Genomic DNA, 16,019 nt, shown 5'->3' with positions numbered 1-16,019 from the left:
GCCACGCCGCTCGGCCGAGGTCGACGCCCCTGCCGGACGTCCATGAGGAGGCCGTAGGCTGGACCGCACCATGACTGCGCCCTTCGCTGCCGACGCCCGCATCCCCGCCGAGCTGCTGCACGCCTATCTGCGCCCCGGTGCCTCCGATGCCGACCCCTCCCGCCCCCTGATCACCTTCTACGACGACTCGACCGGTGAACGGGTCGAGCTCTCCGCGAAGACCTTCGACAACTGGGTCGCCAAGACCGCCAACCTCCTTCAGGACGAGCTGAACGCGGGCCCCGACGACCGCGCCGCGCTGCTGCTGCCCGCGCACTGGCAGACCGCGGTCTGGCTGCTGGCCTGCTGGTCCGTCGGGGTGACCGCCGTGCCCGGCGGCGACCCCGGCTCCGCCGACCTGGTGGTCAGCGGACCCGACGGCCTGGAGGCCGCCGAGGCCTGTTCCGGCGAACGGGTGGCGCTCGCCCTCCGTCCGCTGGGCGGCCGCTTCCCCCAGCGGCCGGACGGCTTCCTCGACTACGCCGCCGAGGTGCCCGGCCAGGGCGACCGGTTCGCCCCGTACTCGCCCGTCCACCCGGACTCCCAGGCCCTGGAGACCCACATCGACGGCCTGCCGCTGAAACTGACCGGCGAGCAGACCGTGCAGCTCGCCCGCGAGGGTGCGGCACGCCTGGGCATCGGCCCCGGCGACCGGGTGCTGTCCACGCTGTCGTACGACGACTGGGCCGGACTGGAGGCGGGGCTGCTGGCGCCGCTCGCCGCCGGCGCCTCGGTGGTGCTCTGCCGTAACTCCGAGGGGTTGACGGCGGATCAGTGGGAGAAGCGCATCGAAGCCGAACGGGTGACGCTGCGCCTGGGCTGAACCCGAACGGCCGAACCCGGCCGACCGATCCACCCGGCGGGCCCGACCCCGCCACGGAACGCCCGTACACCGGCGGGCCCCTTCGGGGGCGTCCGAACGTGCGGGCGTTCCACCGTTTCTGACGGTTCACCGGACCGGGTCACATCCGTCCGATGCGGGCGGCCGGCCGTGCGGGCTCGTCTAGGGTTTCCCGGATGAACAGCGGACAGCGGCGTCCGGGCACCGCCCCGGACGCCTACTCCCGCGCGGCCGACCCGAGCGGTCCGCGGCCCGACGGCTCCTCGTACGTCCCGGCCTCCGGGAGCCGCCGGAGAGCCGGGGCCTCCGCCCTCGCCGGGGGCGGGCGGGCGGAGCGCCGCCGGGGCCTCCGGTCCGCCGCACGCGGCCGCCGCCTCGCCCGCTGGACGGGGATCACCGCCGCACTGGCCCTGGTCGCCGGCTGCGGCGGCGCGTACTTCGCGTTCCGGCACTTCAACGCCAACATCGCCTCGGTGGACGTGCACGTCGGCACCGAGTCCGAGCGGCCGCACGCCATCGAGGGCGCGGTCAACGTCCTGGTGATCGGTACCGACAGCCGGGTCGGCCTCGGCCGCGCCTACGGCGACGAGGGCAGCACCGGGCACGCCGACACCACCCTGCTGCTCCACGTCTCCCGGGACCGCACCAACGCCACCGTGCTGAGCATCCCCCGCGACCTGATGGTGCAGATCCCGGAGTGCCGCACCGGGGACCGGCGGATCCCCGGCAAGCGGCGGGCGATGTTCAACACCAGCCTCGGCGAGGACGGCCGCGACCCCGGCTGCACCTGGACGACGGTGGAGAAGCTGACCGGCATCCGCGTCGACCACTTCATGATGGTGAACTTCGAGGCGGTCAAGACGCTCTCGACGGCGGTCGGCGGCGTCGAGGTGTGCGCGGCCAAGAACATCGACGACCCGGACTCCCACCTGCGGATGACCAGGGGCCGCCATGTGGTGCAGGGCGAGGAGGCACTGGCCTTCGTCCGCACCCGGCACGCCGTCGGCCTGGGCGGCGACCTCACCCGCATCCCGCTGCAGCAGCAGTTCCTGAGCTCGATGATCCGCAAGATCAAGAGCAGTGACACCCTGACCAGCCCCACCAAGCTCTGGCAGCTCGCGGACGCCGCCACCAAGGCGCTCACCGTCGACTCCGGGATCGACGACGTCCGGCGGCTCAAGGACCTCGCGCTGGAGCTCGGCAGGGTCGACGCCGGGCACATCACCTTCGCCACGGTGCCGGTGCAGGACGACCCCCGGAACAAGGGCCGGCTCGCGCTGCGCCAGCCCGACGCCGCGCAGCTGTTCGCGCTCGTCGCGGCCGACCGCTCACTGGACCCCGCCGCCCCCGCGGCACCCTCCGCCGATGCGTCCGCGGCCGGGGCGGCCGGTGTCGCCGCGCGGTCCTCGGCCACGCCGGCCAGCCGGGCCTCCGGCCACCCGGGGCTCGGCCCGCTGCTCGACCCCTCCGAGGTCGAGGTGACCGTCCGCAACGGCAGCGGGGTCGGCCGGCAGGCCGGACGGGCCACCGCGGAGCTCCAGGCCAAGGGCTTCAGCAAGGCCGCCGTCGGCGGCAACGCCCAGGCAGCCGCAGCCAGTTCGATCGGCTACCCGGCGGGCCGGGCGGAGGAGGCGGCCGCGCTCGCCACCGCCCTCGGGCTGCCCACCGACTCCGTGCGGCAGAGCGCGAAGCTGAGCCCCGAGGACGGCCTGGTCGTGGTGCTCGGCCGGGACTACGTCCCGCCGGCCGGCTCCGCGGGGCCGGCCGCGCCGGGCACCGGCCCGTCGTCCCCGGCCTCCGCCGTCCCGCTGCCGACCGCGCCGCCGGAGAACCTGCAGCGCGTCCGGGCCGACGACACCGATGTGTGCGCGAAGTAACGGCCACGGGACACTACGTCATTTTCCGTCCTGTCACAGTCGGTTCTGTAACCTTTCGGCCGCGCGAAGCGTCCTGTCTGTAGACCGACCGGCCAGGGGGAGACCGGGCCGAGCCGGCACGGGGGCCTCCGTGCCGCGTGCCCGCCGGACGGTCCGGGATCGCCCCACCGGCCGGCCGGCCACCGGGGCAGGAGACTGGGCGGACCACATGACGAGCGTTGAGCCGATACCCGGTGGCCGGGCCGCCGCCCGGCGGGCCCGGCAGGACGGCGCGTCCCGGCGGTCGGGCGGCCGGCGCTGGCTGCGCGTCGTGGCCATCACCACCGGGGCCACCCTGGTGGTGGGATGCGGTGCGGGCTATCTGTACTACCGGCATCTCAACGGCAACATCCAGGCCGGTACCAAGAACCTGACGGACGAGCAGGGCGCCCGCACCGCACCCGACGCCAAGGGCCGGACCCCGCTCAACATCCTGATGATCGGCACCGACAGCCGCGCCTCCTCCGAGAACGTGGCGCTCGGCGGCTCCGCCGACGAGGCGTCCCGCCCCGGCCTGGCCGACGTCCAGATGCTGCTGCACGTCTCCGCCGACCGCACCAACGCCTCGATGATCAGCATCCCGCGCGACACCATGGTGACGGTCCCGACCTGCCACGACGACAAGGGCAAGACCTACAAGTCGACCACCCACACCCCGATCAACGAGGCACTGGCCCGCGGCGGCCCGGGCTGCGTGGTCGGCACCTGGATCAACCTGACCGGCCTCGACATCGACCACTACATGATGGTCGACTTCGGCGGCGTGGTCCGGATGGCCGACGCCATCGGCGGCGTGCCCGTCTGCGTCGACCGCAACATGTGGGACCGTTACCGGCCCGGCCACGGCGGCACCGACCTCAAGCTGCCCAAGGGCACCAGCAAGGTGAAGGGCGAGGACGCCCTCAAGTGGCTGCGCACCCGCGACGCCTGGGGCTCCGACATCGGCCGTACCAAGGCGCAGCACATGTACCTCAGCTCGATGATCCGCGAGCTGAAGTCCAGCGGGCGGCTCAGCGACCCCGGGCAGCTGATGTCGCTCGCCGAGGCGGCCACCAAGTCGCTGAGCGTCGACAAGGACATCGCCGACCTCAAGAAGCTCTACGACCTCGGCAACGAGCTCAAGCAGGTGCCCACCGAGCGGACGACGACGCTGACCGTTCCGGTGCTGCCCGACCCGCAGAACCCCGCGGCCAAGCTGATCCTCAAGCAGAACGACGTGCAGCAGATCTGGAAGATGCTGCTCGCCGACAAACCGCTGGACGACAAGGGCCCGGCCGCGGCCGCGTCCGCCTCGCCGACCCCCGCCGCCGCGCCCTCGCCGACGGCCGGTGCCGACGCGCCCGCGAAGAGCACGATCGGGGTCACCGTCCAGAACGGCACCGGGGTCACCAACCGGGCCGCCGACGTCAAGAAGGCCCTGGTCGCGGCCGGGTTCACCAAGGCGGCGACGGCACCCGGCGGCGGCACCCGGGACACCACCAAGCTCACCTACGGCGCGGGCCAGCAGGCCAAGGCCCAGGTGGTCGCCGCCGCACTCGGCCTGCCGGCGAGCGCCCTGGCGGAGTCCGGAACGTCCACGACGCTGAGCCTGGTGATCGGCGCGGACTGGAAGAGCGGCACCACCTTCACCGCCGCCCCCGCGCCCACCGCGCTGCCGACCACCGTCGAGGCGGAGACCTCGGACAACGACAAGGACTGCATGACGGTCGTCCCCCAGGGCAACCTCTACACCTACTGACGGCCGCTCAGGCGGACGGCCCGTCCCCGCTCTCCGCGAGCGGGGACAGCAGGCCGTCCGCCTCTGCGTACCGCTCGCCGGTGCGCGGGCAGCGCCAGACGCCCTCGCCGGCCGGATCCAACGGCTCGCCGACCCGGCCCACCCACTTGATCCGGCGGGCCGGCACCCCGGCCACCAGCGCGAAGTCGGGGACGTCCCGGTGCACCACCGCACCGGCCGCGACCAGGGCCCAGCGGCCCACCGTCACACCGGCGACCAGCACCGCGCGGCCGCCGATCGAGCAGCCGCGGCGGAGCGTCACCCCGCGGGCCTGCCAGTCGTCGCCGCGCTTCAGCCGCCCGTCGGGGTCGACCGAACGCGGATAGAGGTCGTTGGTCAGCACCGCCGCCGGGCCGACGAAGACGCCGTCCTCGACCACCGCGGGCTCGTAGACCAGGGCGTGGTTCTGCAGCTTCACCCGGTCGCCCAGGCGCACGCCGGGGCCCACGTAGGCACCCCGGCCGATGATGCACTCGGCACCGATCTCGGCGTGCTCGCGGACCTGCGCGAGGTGCCACACCGTGCTGCCGGGGCCGATCACGGCCCGCTCGTCGACGTCGGCCGTCGGCTCGATCCGGACGTCCGCGCGCCCGCCGGTGCCGTCCGCCGCCCCCTCGGTGATCCCCATGGCGCCGAAGATAGCGGCGGCGGGCCCGGCGGGGAGGCGTTTTCGCCCCGGCCCCGGGGTGCCGGGCGGGCGGCGGTACGGCGGCCCGCCCGGCGGGGGCGGGTCAGGCGTTCTCGGTGCGCGGGGCCATCGGCTCGGGGCGCTTGCTGGCGATCACCCGGCGGGCGAGGCTGCGCGGCGAGGTGAGGAAGCCGAAGCCCCAGCTCATGTGCATGGTCGCGAGCGCCACCGGCAGCTGGAGCCGGGCCTTCGCGGACAGCCCACGGCCCTCGCGGACCGAACCGGCGAGGATGCCCAGCACGTAACCGCCCGGGACGACCAGGAACACCGGGTGGACGGCCGCGCCCAGCACCAGGCCGGCCAGGCAGGCGAGCAGGGCCGCCGGCGGGGCCAGGTAGCGCAGGTTCACCGAGCCGCGGTGGTAGCGGGTCACCACCCGGCGCCAACGGCCGTAGTCCTTGTACTGCTTGGCGAGCGCCCGCACGCTGGGCCGCGGCCGGTAGGTCACCTTCAGCTGCGGGGTGAACCAGATCAGGCCGCCGTCCTGGCGGATGCGGTAGTTCAGCTCCCAGTCCTGGGCGCGGATGAACTCCTCGTTGTAGCCGCCCTGCTGCTCCAGCACCTCGCGGCGGAAGACCCCGAGGTAGACCGTCTCGGCCGGGCCGGCCAGGCCGCCGGTGTGAAAGGCCGCGTTGCCGACGCCGATCTTGGAGGTCATGGCGGCGGCGACCGCCTTCTCCCACTCGGTCTCGCCCTCGGCGTGCATGATGCCGCCGACGTTGGCGGCGTCCATCTCGCCGAGCAGCCGGACGGCGGTCGCGATGTAGCCCGGCGTCAGCAGACCGTGTCCGTCGACCCGTACCACGATCGGGTGGCGCGAGCCGCGGATCGCGGCGTTCAGCGCGGCCGGGGTGCGGCCGGTGGGGTTGGGCACCGTCTTGACCCGCGGGTCCTCGGCGACCAGCTCGGCGGCGATCTCGTCCGTCCGGTCGGTGGACGGGCCGAGCGCGATCACCACCTCCAGATCACCGGCGTACTCCTGTTCCAGGATGTGCCGGACGGCGGTGCGCAGGTGTCGTTCCTCGTTGAGCACCGGCATGATCACGGAGACCGCCGGCAGCTCCTCAGCAGCCTTGGTGTTCATCGCGCCCACCGTACCGGCGCGGCCCGGGACGTGTCAGGCGAGGGTCCTCCGGCCGCCCCGACGGGGGCCCCGCCGGGGCCGGCAGGTGCCCGACGGATGCCCGGATCCGCCGGGTGGAACGTTTCGCCGGGGCGGGTGACGGGCGGCGTGCCGTGGCACGGACGGCCTCGCCGCGGGCCTACCATCCCGAAGATGCCCACCTCGCGCCGTCCCGGACCGCCGCCGCCCCGCCGCGCGCGCGGGCACCCCGGCGGCCAGGGCGGAGCCCGCGGGAACACGGGCCAGAACGGGGCGGGTCAGAATGGGGCGGGCCGCGGTGGTGCTGGTCGCGGTGGTGCTGGTCGCGGTGGTGCTGGTCGGGGCGGTGCGGGCCACGGCGGTACCGGGCGGGACAGCACCGGGCGGCAGGGCCGGGGGCGGGTCGGCGGTGCAGGCCTCGGGGGTGCAGGTCTCGGGGGTGCAGGCGGACGTGGCGGGGCCGGCGGACGCGGCAGGGCCGGCGGCAACGGCGGACGGGGCGGCGGGCGCGGCGGTTCCGCTCCCCCACCGGCCGCCGGTCGGCGGCGGAGCGGCGGGTTACGCCGCTGGGGCCGCAGGGTCACCGTGGGCCTCTCACTGGCCGTGCTGGCCACCTCCTGCGGCGGCTGGATGGTGCTGCACGGCCTGGGTGACGCGATCCAGCGGGTCGACGCCATCGGCGGCGGCTCCGACCGGCCCGCCGACGAAGGGCTCACCACCTTCCTGGTGGCCGGGACGGACGAGCGCGAGGGCATCCCGGAGAACACCCTCAAGAACGTGCTCCACGCGGGCGGCGAGTCCTGCCACTGCACCGACACCCTGATGGTGGTGCAGCTCGCCGGGAACGGCGGCCGGGCCACCGTGGTCAGCATCCCCCGCGACTCCTACGTGGAGATCCCCGCCCACCAGGACCCGGCCACCCACCGCCAGGTCCCCGCCGCCAACGGCAAGATCAACGCGGCGTACGGGATGGGCGGCGCCCCGCTGACCGTCCGCACCGTCGAGCAGGCCACCGGCCTGCGGATCGACCACTACCTGCAGATCAACTTCCTCGGTTTCGTCAGCGCGGTGGACGCGCTGGGCGGGGTCGAGGTGTGCACCGCCAAGCCCCTCAAGGACCCGTACTCGGGACTGGACCTGCCGGCCGGCACCAGCCGGCTGGACGGGGCGGGCGCCCTCAAGTACGTCCGGGCCCGGCACGTCGACGGCAGCTCCGACCTCGGGCGGATGCGCCGGCAGCAGCGGTTCGTCGCCCAGCTGCTGCGGCAGGCCACCGCGCAGGACGTGATGCTCGACCCGGCCCGGCTCGGCACGGTGCTCGACAGTGCGCTGAAGGCGGTCAAAGCCGACAAGGGGCTCTCCACCGCGGCCCTGCTCGACTTCGCGAGCCGGCTCAAGGACCTCTCCGCGGCCTCCGCCGACTTCGCGACCGTGCCGGTGTCCGACGTCGACCACCAGGTCCCCGGGTGGGGGTCGACGGTGCTGTGGGACACCAAGGCCGCGAAGGCGCTGTTCGACACCGTTCGGCAGGGGAAGCCGCTGACCGGGCACGCCGCGCCGGCGCCCTCCGCCTCCCCCGCCGCGGCCGGGACCGTCCCGGCCGGGCAGATCCGGGTCCAGGTGCTGAACGGCACCGGCCTCACCGGCCTCGGGTTCCGGGTCGACGAGGAGCTGCGCCGGGCGGGGTTCGCCACCACCGGCACCCCGTCCAACGCGGACGCGGTGACCACGCGCACGGCCGTCCGCTACGACCCGCGCTGGGACGAGTCGGCGAAGACCCTCGCGGCCGCCCTGCCGGGTGCCGAACTCGTTCCCGTCCCGGGCCTGGGTGCGACCCTGCAGGTCGTGGTGGGCGGCGACTACCGCGGACCGGCCGCCCCTTCCGGCGCACCCTCCGCCCCGGCTCCCGCGGCGGCCCCGGCCTCGCCGTCGACGTCGGCGCCCTCGTCGGCCTCGCCCGGGCCGACAGTGGTGGCGGAGACGGGCAGCGAGATCAGCTGCGGCTGAGCGGCGGTGCGGGCGGGCGCTCAGGCGCGTCGTGCGTGTCGGACGCCAAGACGCACCGGGTGATCAGGGCTGTTGCAGGAAGCGGCAGCCCAGCGTGACCAGCACCAGGACGGCGAGCGAGAGCCGGTTCAGCAGCAGCTGCGGGCGGCCGACCGCCGAGGCCGGCAGGACCTCGGCCGGGCGGCGCTGCGGGGATCGGGCCGACGCGGAGACCACGTCGGCCATGAGGACCGCGAAGCCGCCGGGGTTGAGGCGCACACCGTCCACCCGGGTCGACCAGTTGCGGACGGACACCTGCCGGCCGTCCGTGAACCGCACGGTCAACGTGCTCCCGCGGGCCGAGGCGCCCTTCACCTCGTCCCAGCTCCAGCGGCGTGCCCGCAGGGCCGAGGTCAGCACCAGGCCGTCGCGGTCCTGACCGATCTGCCAGGTGAAGTCCCTGGAGAAGGCGAGCAGCGCCATGAGCGCTCCGCCCAGCGGGACCACCAGCCCGCCCCACCAGCCGGGGTGGGTGGCATCGGCGGCGTAGAGGGTCGACATCACTCCGACGACCGGGCCCACGGCCCGGCGGGCCACCAGCGGCATGCCGACCACCCGGGCCGGCTCGCGCCGACCGTCCGCGGGCGTCTCCTCGCCGGACGCGGCCGCGCTGTCGGCGGCCCGGGCTCCGGCAGCCGGGGCAGCGGTGGCGGCGGCGGCCGGGTCTACCGCGGGAGACGTCTCTGACATGCGGCGATGATGGCAGGTGCCGCTGCGGTGGCCGTGGGCAGGACCCCCGGGGACGCGGCGGCACGGCGTGCCGGATGCGCCGAAGGGGACGCCGTTGGGAACGCCGAAGGGGCCGGGCACTCGGCCCGGCCCCTTCGGTTCCGCGGATGTACCGCGGGCCCCCGTCGGTGGTGCGGTCAGTCGGTGGCGATGGCCGCCAGGATGTTCATCCGTCCCGCCCGGAAGGCCGGGAGGAGGGCGGCGAGGAGGCCGACCACCGCCGAGGCGACCAGGATGCCGACGATGGTGCCGACCGGGACGGTCAGGATGTCCAGGCCCTGGCCGGCGAGCACCTCGCGGGAGGTGATGCCCCAGGCGAGGCCGAGGCCGGTGCCGAGCAGGGCGCCGAACACCGCGATCACCACGGACTCCAGACGGACCATCCGGCGCAGCTGACGGCGGGACAGGCCGATCGCCCGCAGCAGGCCGATCTCGCGGGTCCGCTCGACCACCGAGAGGGCGAGCGTGTTGACCACGCCGAGGACGGCGACCACGATCGCGAGGCCGAGCAGGCCGTAGACCATGTAGAGCAGCTGGTTGACCTGCTGCTGGATCAGGTCCTTGTAGCCGGCCTGGTCGCGGACGCTGATCTGCGGGTAGGCCTCCAGGGACTTCTGCAGGGCGGTCAGGGTCTGGCCGGGGTCGGCGCCGGGCGCGGCCTTGCCGTACAGCTGGATGCTCGTGGGCAGGTCCTTCTCGGGGACGACCTTGGTGACCGTGTCGGTGTTGACGATGTAGGCACCGGAGAACAGCGACTCGCCGGAGTCGATGATCTGGCCGACCGGCAGCGACTGGGTGCGGCCGCGGCCGTAGTCGACCTTGACCGAGTCACCGATCTTGACCTTGTGCTGGGTGGCCCAGTCCTGGGGGACGGCGATGCCTCCGTCGAAGGCGGCGGTGATGCTGCCGGCGGTGGACTTGAGGCGGAAGTCCTCGGCGAACGTCCGGGTGGCGGCGACCAGCTTGGTCTCGGTGTCGGCGCCGTCCGGGGCGGTGACCTTCGCGGGCACCTCCTTGGCCTCGGTGAGGTGGGCGAGGCCCGGGGTCGCCTTGGCGGCGGCGACCATGGCCGGGGTCAGGGTGGTGCCGGGCCCCTGGCCGGCGACGATGTAGTCGGCGCCGACCGACTTGTCGATCTGGGCGTTGGCCGAGCTGACCATCGAGGAGGTCACCACGGAGGCACCGGTGACCAGGGCGAGGCCGATCATCAGGGCGGCGGCGGTGGCGCCGGTGCGACGCGGGTTGCGCATCGCGTTGCGCTGGGCGAGCTTGCCGGACGGGCCGAACAGGGCCGGCAGGAAGGCGCCCAGCACCCGGATGATGCCGGTGGCGAGCAGCGGGCCGATGACCACGAAGCCGATCAGGCTGAGCAGCACGCCGAGGCCGAGCCACTGGCCGCCGGTGGCGGCCTTGTCGGCGCTCGCGGCGGCGGCCAGGCTCGCCGCGCCGAGGCCGGTGACGACCAGGCCGACGACGATGCGGATCCGGTTGGCGGAGGCCTCGGCCGGGGTGCCGTGGTCGCGCAGGGCGGCCATCGGGGAGATCCGGGCGGCGCGGCGGGCCGGGAACCAGGCGGCGAGCAGGGTGATCAGCACGCCGACCGCGTAGGAGGCGGCCGGGACCGTCCAGGTGATGTCCAGCGAGGAGGCGTCGAGGTTCATCCCGACGGCCTTCATCAGCTGGATCAGCAGGGTGGCGAGGCCGAGACCGGCGGCGAGGCCGATGGTGGAGCCGAGCACGCCGAGGATCAGCGCCTCGACCATCACCGAGCGGTTGACCTGCTTGCGGCTGCCGCCGATGGCGCGCAGCAGGCCGATCTCGCGGGTGCGCTGGGCGACCAGCATGGAGAAGGTGTTGATGATCAGGAAGCCGCCGACCAGCAGGGAGATGCCGGCGAAGCCGAGCATGGCGTACTTCATGAAGTTGAGGAAGGAGCCGACGTCCTTGTTGTTCTCGGCCTTCTGCTCGGCGGCCGTCTTGGCGTCGTAGCCGGTGCCGAGGGCGGTGAGGGCCTGCTGCTTGAGCTGGTCGTCGGTGCGGCTGCCGTCGCCGAAGACCTCGACGGTGGTGTAGGCGGTGGTGCCGAGGAGGTCCTGCTGGGCGGTGGGGGTGTCCATGAAGGCCAGCGCCGCACCGGGGTTGGTCGTCCGGAAGGTGACGATGCCGGAGATGGTGAAGTCGTAGTTGCCGCTGCGGGTGATGACGCGCAGCGGGCTGCCGAGCTTGAGGCCGGCCTTCTTGGCGGTGTCGGCGTCGAGCATGATCTGGCCGGCGCCCTTGGGGGCGCTGCCGGAGGTGATGTCGACGGAGTTGCGCGGGGTGTCGACCCAGTTGCCGGTGAGCGTGGGCGCGCCGGAGGTCGGGCCGACCGACTTGTTGGTGGCCGGGTCGACCAGGGTGGCGCTCTGGACGAAGACCTGGCCGAGGGCGGTCTTCACGCCGGGCAGGCCGGCGAGCTTCTGCACCGTGTCGACGGGGACGGTGGCGGGCGCGCCGCCGTCCTGCTCGCCGGCGGTGAGCTTGTCCTTGGCCTGGCCGACGGACAGGTCGGAGGCGGTGGAGGCGAAGAGCCGGTCGAAGGTGCCGGTGGCGGTGTTGGAGAAGACGAGCGTGCCGGACACGAAGGCCACGGACAGGACGACGGCGATCAGTGAGAGGACCATTCGCCCCTTGTGGGCGAAGAAGCTCCGTAGTGAGGTCTTGAGCAGCATCGGTGCGTCCCCCGGCTCAGCTGGTGCGCTTGCCGTCGAAGCGGCGCATGCGCTCGAGGACGGAGTCGGCGGTCGGGGAGTGCATCTCGTCGACGATCCGGCCGTCGGCGAGGAACAGCACGCGGTCCGCGTAGCCGGCGGCGACCGGGTCGTGGGTGACCATGACGATGGTCTGGCCCAGCTCGTCGACCGAGCGGCGCAGGAAGGTGAGCACCTCGGCGCCGGAGCGGGAGTCGAGGTTGCCGGTGGGCTCGTCACCGAAGATGATCTCGGGCCGGGCGGCGAGGGCGCGGGCGACCGCGACGCGCTGCTGCTGGCCGCCGGAGAGCTGGGTCGGCCGGTGCTTGAGGCGCCCGGCGAGGCCGACCGTCTCGATGACCTGGTCGAGCCAGGCGGCGTCGGGCTTGCGGCCGGCGATGTCCATCGGGAGCGTGATGTTCTCCAGGGCGTTCAGCGTGGGCAGCAGGTTGAACGCCTGGAAGATGAAGCCGATCTTGTCCCGGCGGAGCCGGGTGAGCTGCTTGTCCTTGAGGCCGGTGATCTCGGCGTCGCCGATCCAGATGCGCCCCTCGGTGACCGTGTCGAGGCCGGCGAGGCAGTGCATCAGGGTCGACTTGCCGGAGCCCGAGGGGCCCATGATCGCGGTGAACCGTCCGCGGTGGATGTCCACGTCGACGGCGTCGAGGGCCGTGACCCGGGTCTCCCCGGCGCCGTAGGCCTTGGTCACCTGGCGTGCGGAGGCGGCGAAGGCGCCCTGCCCGCCCGGCGTCTGGTGGTCATGCACGGCTTTGGCTGCCGTCGTCACTGGGTTCTCCTCGGTACGTCGTCCACCCGTTGCCCCACAGCCTGCCAAGGGCCGCCGGTGCTGCGACATGGTGCAGGCAGCCGTCTTGGAGGTGGGGCCAGCACCACCCCGGAAGGAGGAGCGGGCTGTAGGAACCACGTTAGGAGCGGGCGGCAACCGTCTCGTCCTCCGTCGGGAGGAAGCCGGTTGACCGGGAGATGTACGGGGTGCGGCCGCCCTCCCCCTAGGGGACCGCACCCCCGGTACCAGGGTCAGCCGGCGGCGACGAGTTCCCCGGTCCGCACGAGCGCCGCGGCGAAGGTGTCGACCACCGGCGTGAGCTGCAGTTCCGTCTCCGGGTCGAGGGCGGTGGTGCCGTCCTCCCGGGTGGTGACGTGGCGGTCCAGCACGAACCAGCCCTGGGTGATGTGGGCGGCGCCCATCGAGCTGAGCACCGGGCGCAGCGCGTAGTCCACCGCGAGGACGTGGGCGGGCGAGCCGCCGGTGGCGAGCGGCAGCACGGCCTTGCCGCGCAGCGCGTACTGCGGGAGGACGTCGAGCAGGGCCTTGAGCAGCCCGGAGTAGGCGGCCTTGTAGACGGGGGTGCCTATGACGATGCCGTCGGCCTCGGCGAACAGCTCCAGTGCCCGGGCCAGCGCGGGGTCGGAGGTGTCGGCGGCGAGCAGGGCCTCGGCGGGCAGGCTGCGGGCCTCGAAGGGGACGACCTCGTGGCCGTGCGCGGTGAGGAGGGTGTCGACGTGGCGGAGCAGCCGGGTGGTGCGGGAGGTCGGCGACGGGGAGCCGGAGACGGACAGGACGGTGGCCATGGGTTCACCTCGGGTCGTGGCGGGCCGCTCGGCGGGCGGGTGCCCGGGAAGGCTGCGGCGGGGCCGCGGCGGGGGCGCGGCGGGGATCGGAAGCGGTACGGCACGGCGCGTCCGGGCCTGGGGAGGCCGGGCGGGCGGTGCGGGCACGGGGTGTCGGCGAACGGTCAGCCACGACAGAGCGAGCGGGCCACGCGCAGCAGGTCGACGTGCCGCCGACGCGTGAGGATCCTTCGCTGTCCCATGGCGATGATGCAAGCACGGGCCGTTTCGGCCGGTCAAGGTTGGTTCCAGCAGGTGAACATTCCGCCGATCCGTCCGCGCCGTGCATCAAATCGGATACAAGGGGCTCCGGGGCGGGGGCCGGACAACTGCGGCGTGCCGGTTTCGGGCATCCTCTCCCACATGAACACGTGGCAGGAGGACCGCCCGGGGGGCGGGGGCGCGTACGGGCAGGGCAACGGCGGGTACCGCCAGGGCGGTGCGGCCGCCGAGCCGCCGCTGCCGCCGGAGCTCAACCCGCGCGGTGCCGGTGCGGGGGCGCCGGGCGGTGTCCAGGGGGGTGCTCAGGGGGGCCACGGCGGGTACGGCGGTCCGGCCGTGCCGCCGCAGCAGCAGGGCTACGGCCGGCCGCCGCAGCAGGACCGCGGGCAGGGGGTTCCGCAGCAGCCCGGTCACGGCCGTCCGGCGGGTCCCGGTGCACCCGGCGCGCCCGTCCGGCCCGGCGGCCCGGGCGGCCCGGGGCCGGAGGCGCCGGCCGCGGCCCCGCGCTGGCCGCGCAGCCGGAAGATCAAGGTCGGTGCGCTGGCGCTGGTCGGCGCGCTGCTGGTGACCGGCATCGGCACCTACGTGTGGGCCGACTCCAAGCTGAACCACGAGAACGTGCTGGCCCCGTACGACAACCGTCCGGCGGCGGGCAAGGGCACCAACTGGCTGATCGTGGGTTCGGACAGCCGGGAGGGCCTGTCGGACGCCGACGAGGACGCGCTGCACACCGGCTCGGCGCAGGGCAAGCGCAGCGACTCGATGATGCTGCTGCACATCGGCGACAACGGGAACACCCTGATGTCGATCCCGCGCGACTCCTGGGTGACCATCCCGGCGCACCTGGACACCAGCGGCAGCGGCAAGACCGTCCCGCAGGCGACGTCGAAGATCAACGCGGCCTTCGCTCGCGGCGGCGGCCGGCTGCTGGTGCAGACGGTGGAGACCAACACCGGGGTGCACATCGACCACTACGCGGAGATCGGTTTCGCCGGCTTCGTCGGGATCGTCGACTCGGTCGGCGGTGTGGACATGTGCATCGACCAGGCCGTCAAGGACCGGGACTCCGGCCTCGACCTGAAGGCCGGCTGCCAGACCCTGAGCGGCAAGCAGTCGCTCGCCTTCGTCCGCCAGCGGCACCAGATGGCCGACCAGGACCTCGGCCGGATGCGCAACCAGCAGAAGTTCCTGAGCGCGCTGGCGAGCCAGGCCGCCTCCCCGGCGACCCTGCTGAACCCGTTCACCTTCTACCCGATGGTGAGCTCGGGCCTGGGCACCCTGATCGTGGACGAGGACGCCGGCCTGACCGACCTCGGCTCGCTCTTCCTGGCCATGAAGGGCGTCTCCGGCGGTGACGGCAAGTCCATCACCGTGCCGATCGGCAACCCGGACTTCCGCACCCCGACCGGCGAGTCTGCGGTCAAGTGGGACGCGACCAAGTCCAAGCAGGTCTTCGACGCCTTCAAGAACGACACCCCGGTGCCGGACCTGAAGAAGTAGGCGCACCACAGCGCAGTCGCGGCGCCCGTGCGGGGCCGCGCGCCGTCCCGGGGGCGGTGCGCGGCCCCGCACGCCGGTTTCGGGGACGCTGCGTCGCCGCTCCGTCACAATGTGCCGCATGTCTCTGGTGACGTCCTTGATCTACCGCCGCCGCCACCCGCTGCTGGGTCGCCTCGTCCAGGAGGCCCTGGCGCTGTACGGGATGGAGGTGCCGGCCGCGGTGGAGATCGGGCCGGGGCTGGCGGTGTTCCACCGCGGCTTCGGCACGGTGCTGCACCCGTACACCACGATCGGCGCCGGGGTGACGCTCTACAACGGGGTCACCGTGGGCCGGGCCGACCCGTGGGTGCCGCAGGAGAGCAGCGCGATGCGGCGGGTGGTGCTGGAGGACGGCGTGGTGGTCTGTGCCGGGGCGCGGATCGTCTGCAAGGAGGGCGTGCTGACGGTGGGCGCAGGGACGATCGTCGGCGCCAACGCGGTGCTGACCCGCTCCACCGGGCGCGGGGAGATCTGGGCCGGCATCCCGGCGCGCTGCATCGGCCTGCGCGAGCGGCCCGGAGCGGACGGGCCCGGGACGCCGGGGACCGGAGCGGACGGGCCCGGGACGCCGGGGACCGGGGCGGACGGGCCCGGGACGGCGCAGGTCCCCCGTCCGGCGGGCGGGCGGCTCGCCTGACGGGGGACCTGTCGGGACCCGGGGGCCTACGGGAGGTTGCGGGCCATGACGATGCGCTGGACCTGGTTGGTGCCCTCGTAGATCTGGGTGATCTTGGCGTCGCGCATCATCCGCTCGACCGG

General features: G+C 73.9%; 13 protein-coding genes. 6 read left to right on the top strand and 7 right to left on the bottom strand.

Translation table 11 applies throughout. The features are described from left to right. Positions 1-70: 70 nt before the first annotated feature. The 3 genes from AB0O09_RS35045 (at position 71) to AB0O09_RS35035 (ending at position 4,534) form a co-directional block, all read left to right on the top strand. A complete protein-coding gene (locus AB0O09_RS35045) occupies positions 71-862 on the top strand; it encodes a TIGR03089 family protein (RefSeq protein WP_363548968.1) in 792 nt (263 codons plus the stop codon). 194 nt (positions 863-1,056) lie between these two features. Beyond that, positions 1,057-2,757, top strand: coding sequence for an LCP family protein (locus AB0O09_RS35040; protein WP_363548966.1), 1,701 nt, complete (start codon positions 1,057-1,059; stop codon positions 2,755-2,757). Positions 2,758-2,965: 208 nt separating this feature from the next. Then, positions 2,966-4,534, top strand: coding sequence for an LCP family protein (locus AB0O09_RS35035; protein ID WP_363548964.1), 1,569 nt, complete (start codon positions 2,966-2,968; stop codon positions 4,532-4,534). Between the two features lie 7 nt (positions 4,535-4,541). On the opposite strand, the gene AB0O09_RS35030 is transcribed toward AB0O09_RS35035, so the two are convergent. Further along, positions 4,542-5,201 carry an acyltransferase gene (locus tag AB0O09_RS35030; RefSeq protein WP_363548963.1) on the bottom strand — a complete coding sequence of 220 codons (660 nt, stop codon included), beginning with the start codon at positions 5,199-5,201 and terminating at the stop codon, positions 4,542-4,544. 103 nt (positions 5,202-5,304) lie between these two features. After that, on the bottom strand, positions 5,305-6,345 hold the full coding sequence (locus tag AB0O09_RS35025; protein ID WP_359978930.1) for a glycosyltransferase family 2 protein: 1,041 nt from the start codon (positions 6,343-6,345) through the stop codon (positions 5,305-5,307). A 603-nt stretch (positions 6,346-6,948) separates the two neighbouring features. Here AB0O09_RS35025 and AB0O09_RS35020 point away from each other — a divergent pair. Beyond that, positions 6,949-8,370 carry an LCP family protein gene (locus tag AB0O09_RS35020; RefSeq protein WP_363548960.1) on the top strand — a complete coding sequence of 474 codons (1,422 nt, stop codon included), beginning with the start codon at positions 6,949-6,951 and terminating at the stop codon, positions 8,368-8,370. 63 nt (positions 8,371-8,433) lie between these two features. On the opposite strand, the gene AB0O09_RS35015 is transcribed toward AB0O09_RS35020, so the two are convergent. From AB0O09_RS35015 to ssuE, 4 genes are all read right to left on the bottom strand, one after another. Beyond that, the gene (locus AB0O09_RS35015; protein WP_363548958.1) at positions 8,434-9,099 is read right to left on the bottom strand and encodes a hypothetical protein; all 666 of its coding nucleotides are present in this window, start codon (positions 9,097-9,099) and stop codon (positions 8,434-8,436) included. Positions 9,100-9,275: 176 nt separating this feature from the next. Continuing rightward, complete coding sequence (locus tag AB0O09_RS35010; protein ID WP_363548956.1) at positions 9,276-11,849, bottom strand: FtsX-like permease family protein; 2,574 nt, start codon at positions 11,847-11,849, stop codon at positions 9,276-9,278. 16 nt (positions 11,850-11,865) lie between these two features. Next, positions 11,866-12,654 (bottom strand): ABC transporter ATP-binding protein, encoded by a 789-nt coding sequence (locus AB0O09_RS35005; protein WP_344622072.1) that lies wholly within the window; start codon positions 12,652-12,654, stop codon positions 11,866-11,868. Positions 12,655-12,905: 251 nt separating this feature from the next. Then, positions 12,906-13,460: an NADPH-dependent FMN reductase gene (gene ssuE / locus AB0O09_RS35000; RefSeq protein WP_363548953.1), complete on the bottom strand. Its 555-nt coding sequence runs from the start codon at positions 13,458-13,460 to the stop codon at positions 12,906-12,908. A 402-nt stretch (positions 13,461-13,862) separates the two neighbouring features. Here ssuE and AB0O09_RS34995 point away from each other — a divergent pair, with 402 nt between their 5' ends. Then, complete coding sequence (locus AB0O09_RS34995; RefSeq protein ID WP_363548951.1) at positions 13,863-15,221, top strand: LCP family protein; 1,359 nt, start codon at positions 13,863-13,865, stop codon at positions 15,219-15,221. A gap of 118 nt (positions 15,222-15,339) precedes the next feature. Further along, entirely contained in the window at positions 15,340-15,897 is a 558-nt protein-coding gene (locus AB0O09_RS34990; RefSeq protein ID WP_363548949.1) for a hypothetical protein, read from the top strand. Positions 15,898-15,923: 26 nt separating this feature from the next. Here the strand turns inward: AB0O09_RS34990 and AB0O09_RS34985 are convergent. Continuing rightward, positions 15,924-16,019: acyl-CoA dehydrogenase family protein (locus tag AB0O09_RS34985; RefSeq protein WP_157849844.1), on the bottom strand; the 96-nt coding region annotated here is incomplete at its 5' end.

The sequence above is a fragment of the Kitasatospora sp. NPDC093679 genome (assembly GCF_040683455.1).
GTDB lineage: Bacteria > Actinomycetota > Actinomycetes > Streptomycetales > Streptomycetaceae > Kitasatospora > Kitasatospora arboriphila.
Note: the sequence above shows the minus strand (reverse complement) of the source record. Positions and strands in the feature narration are given on the sequence as shown.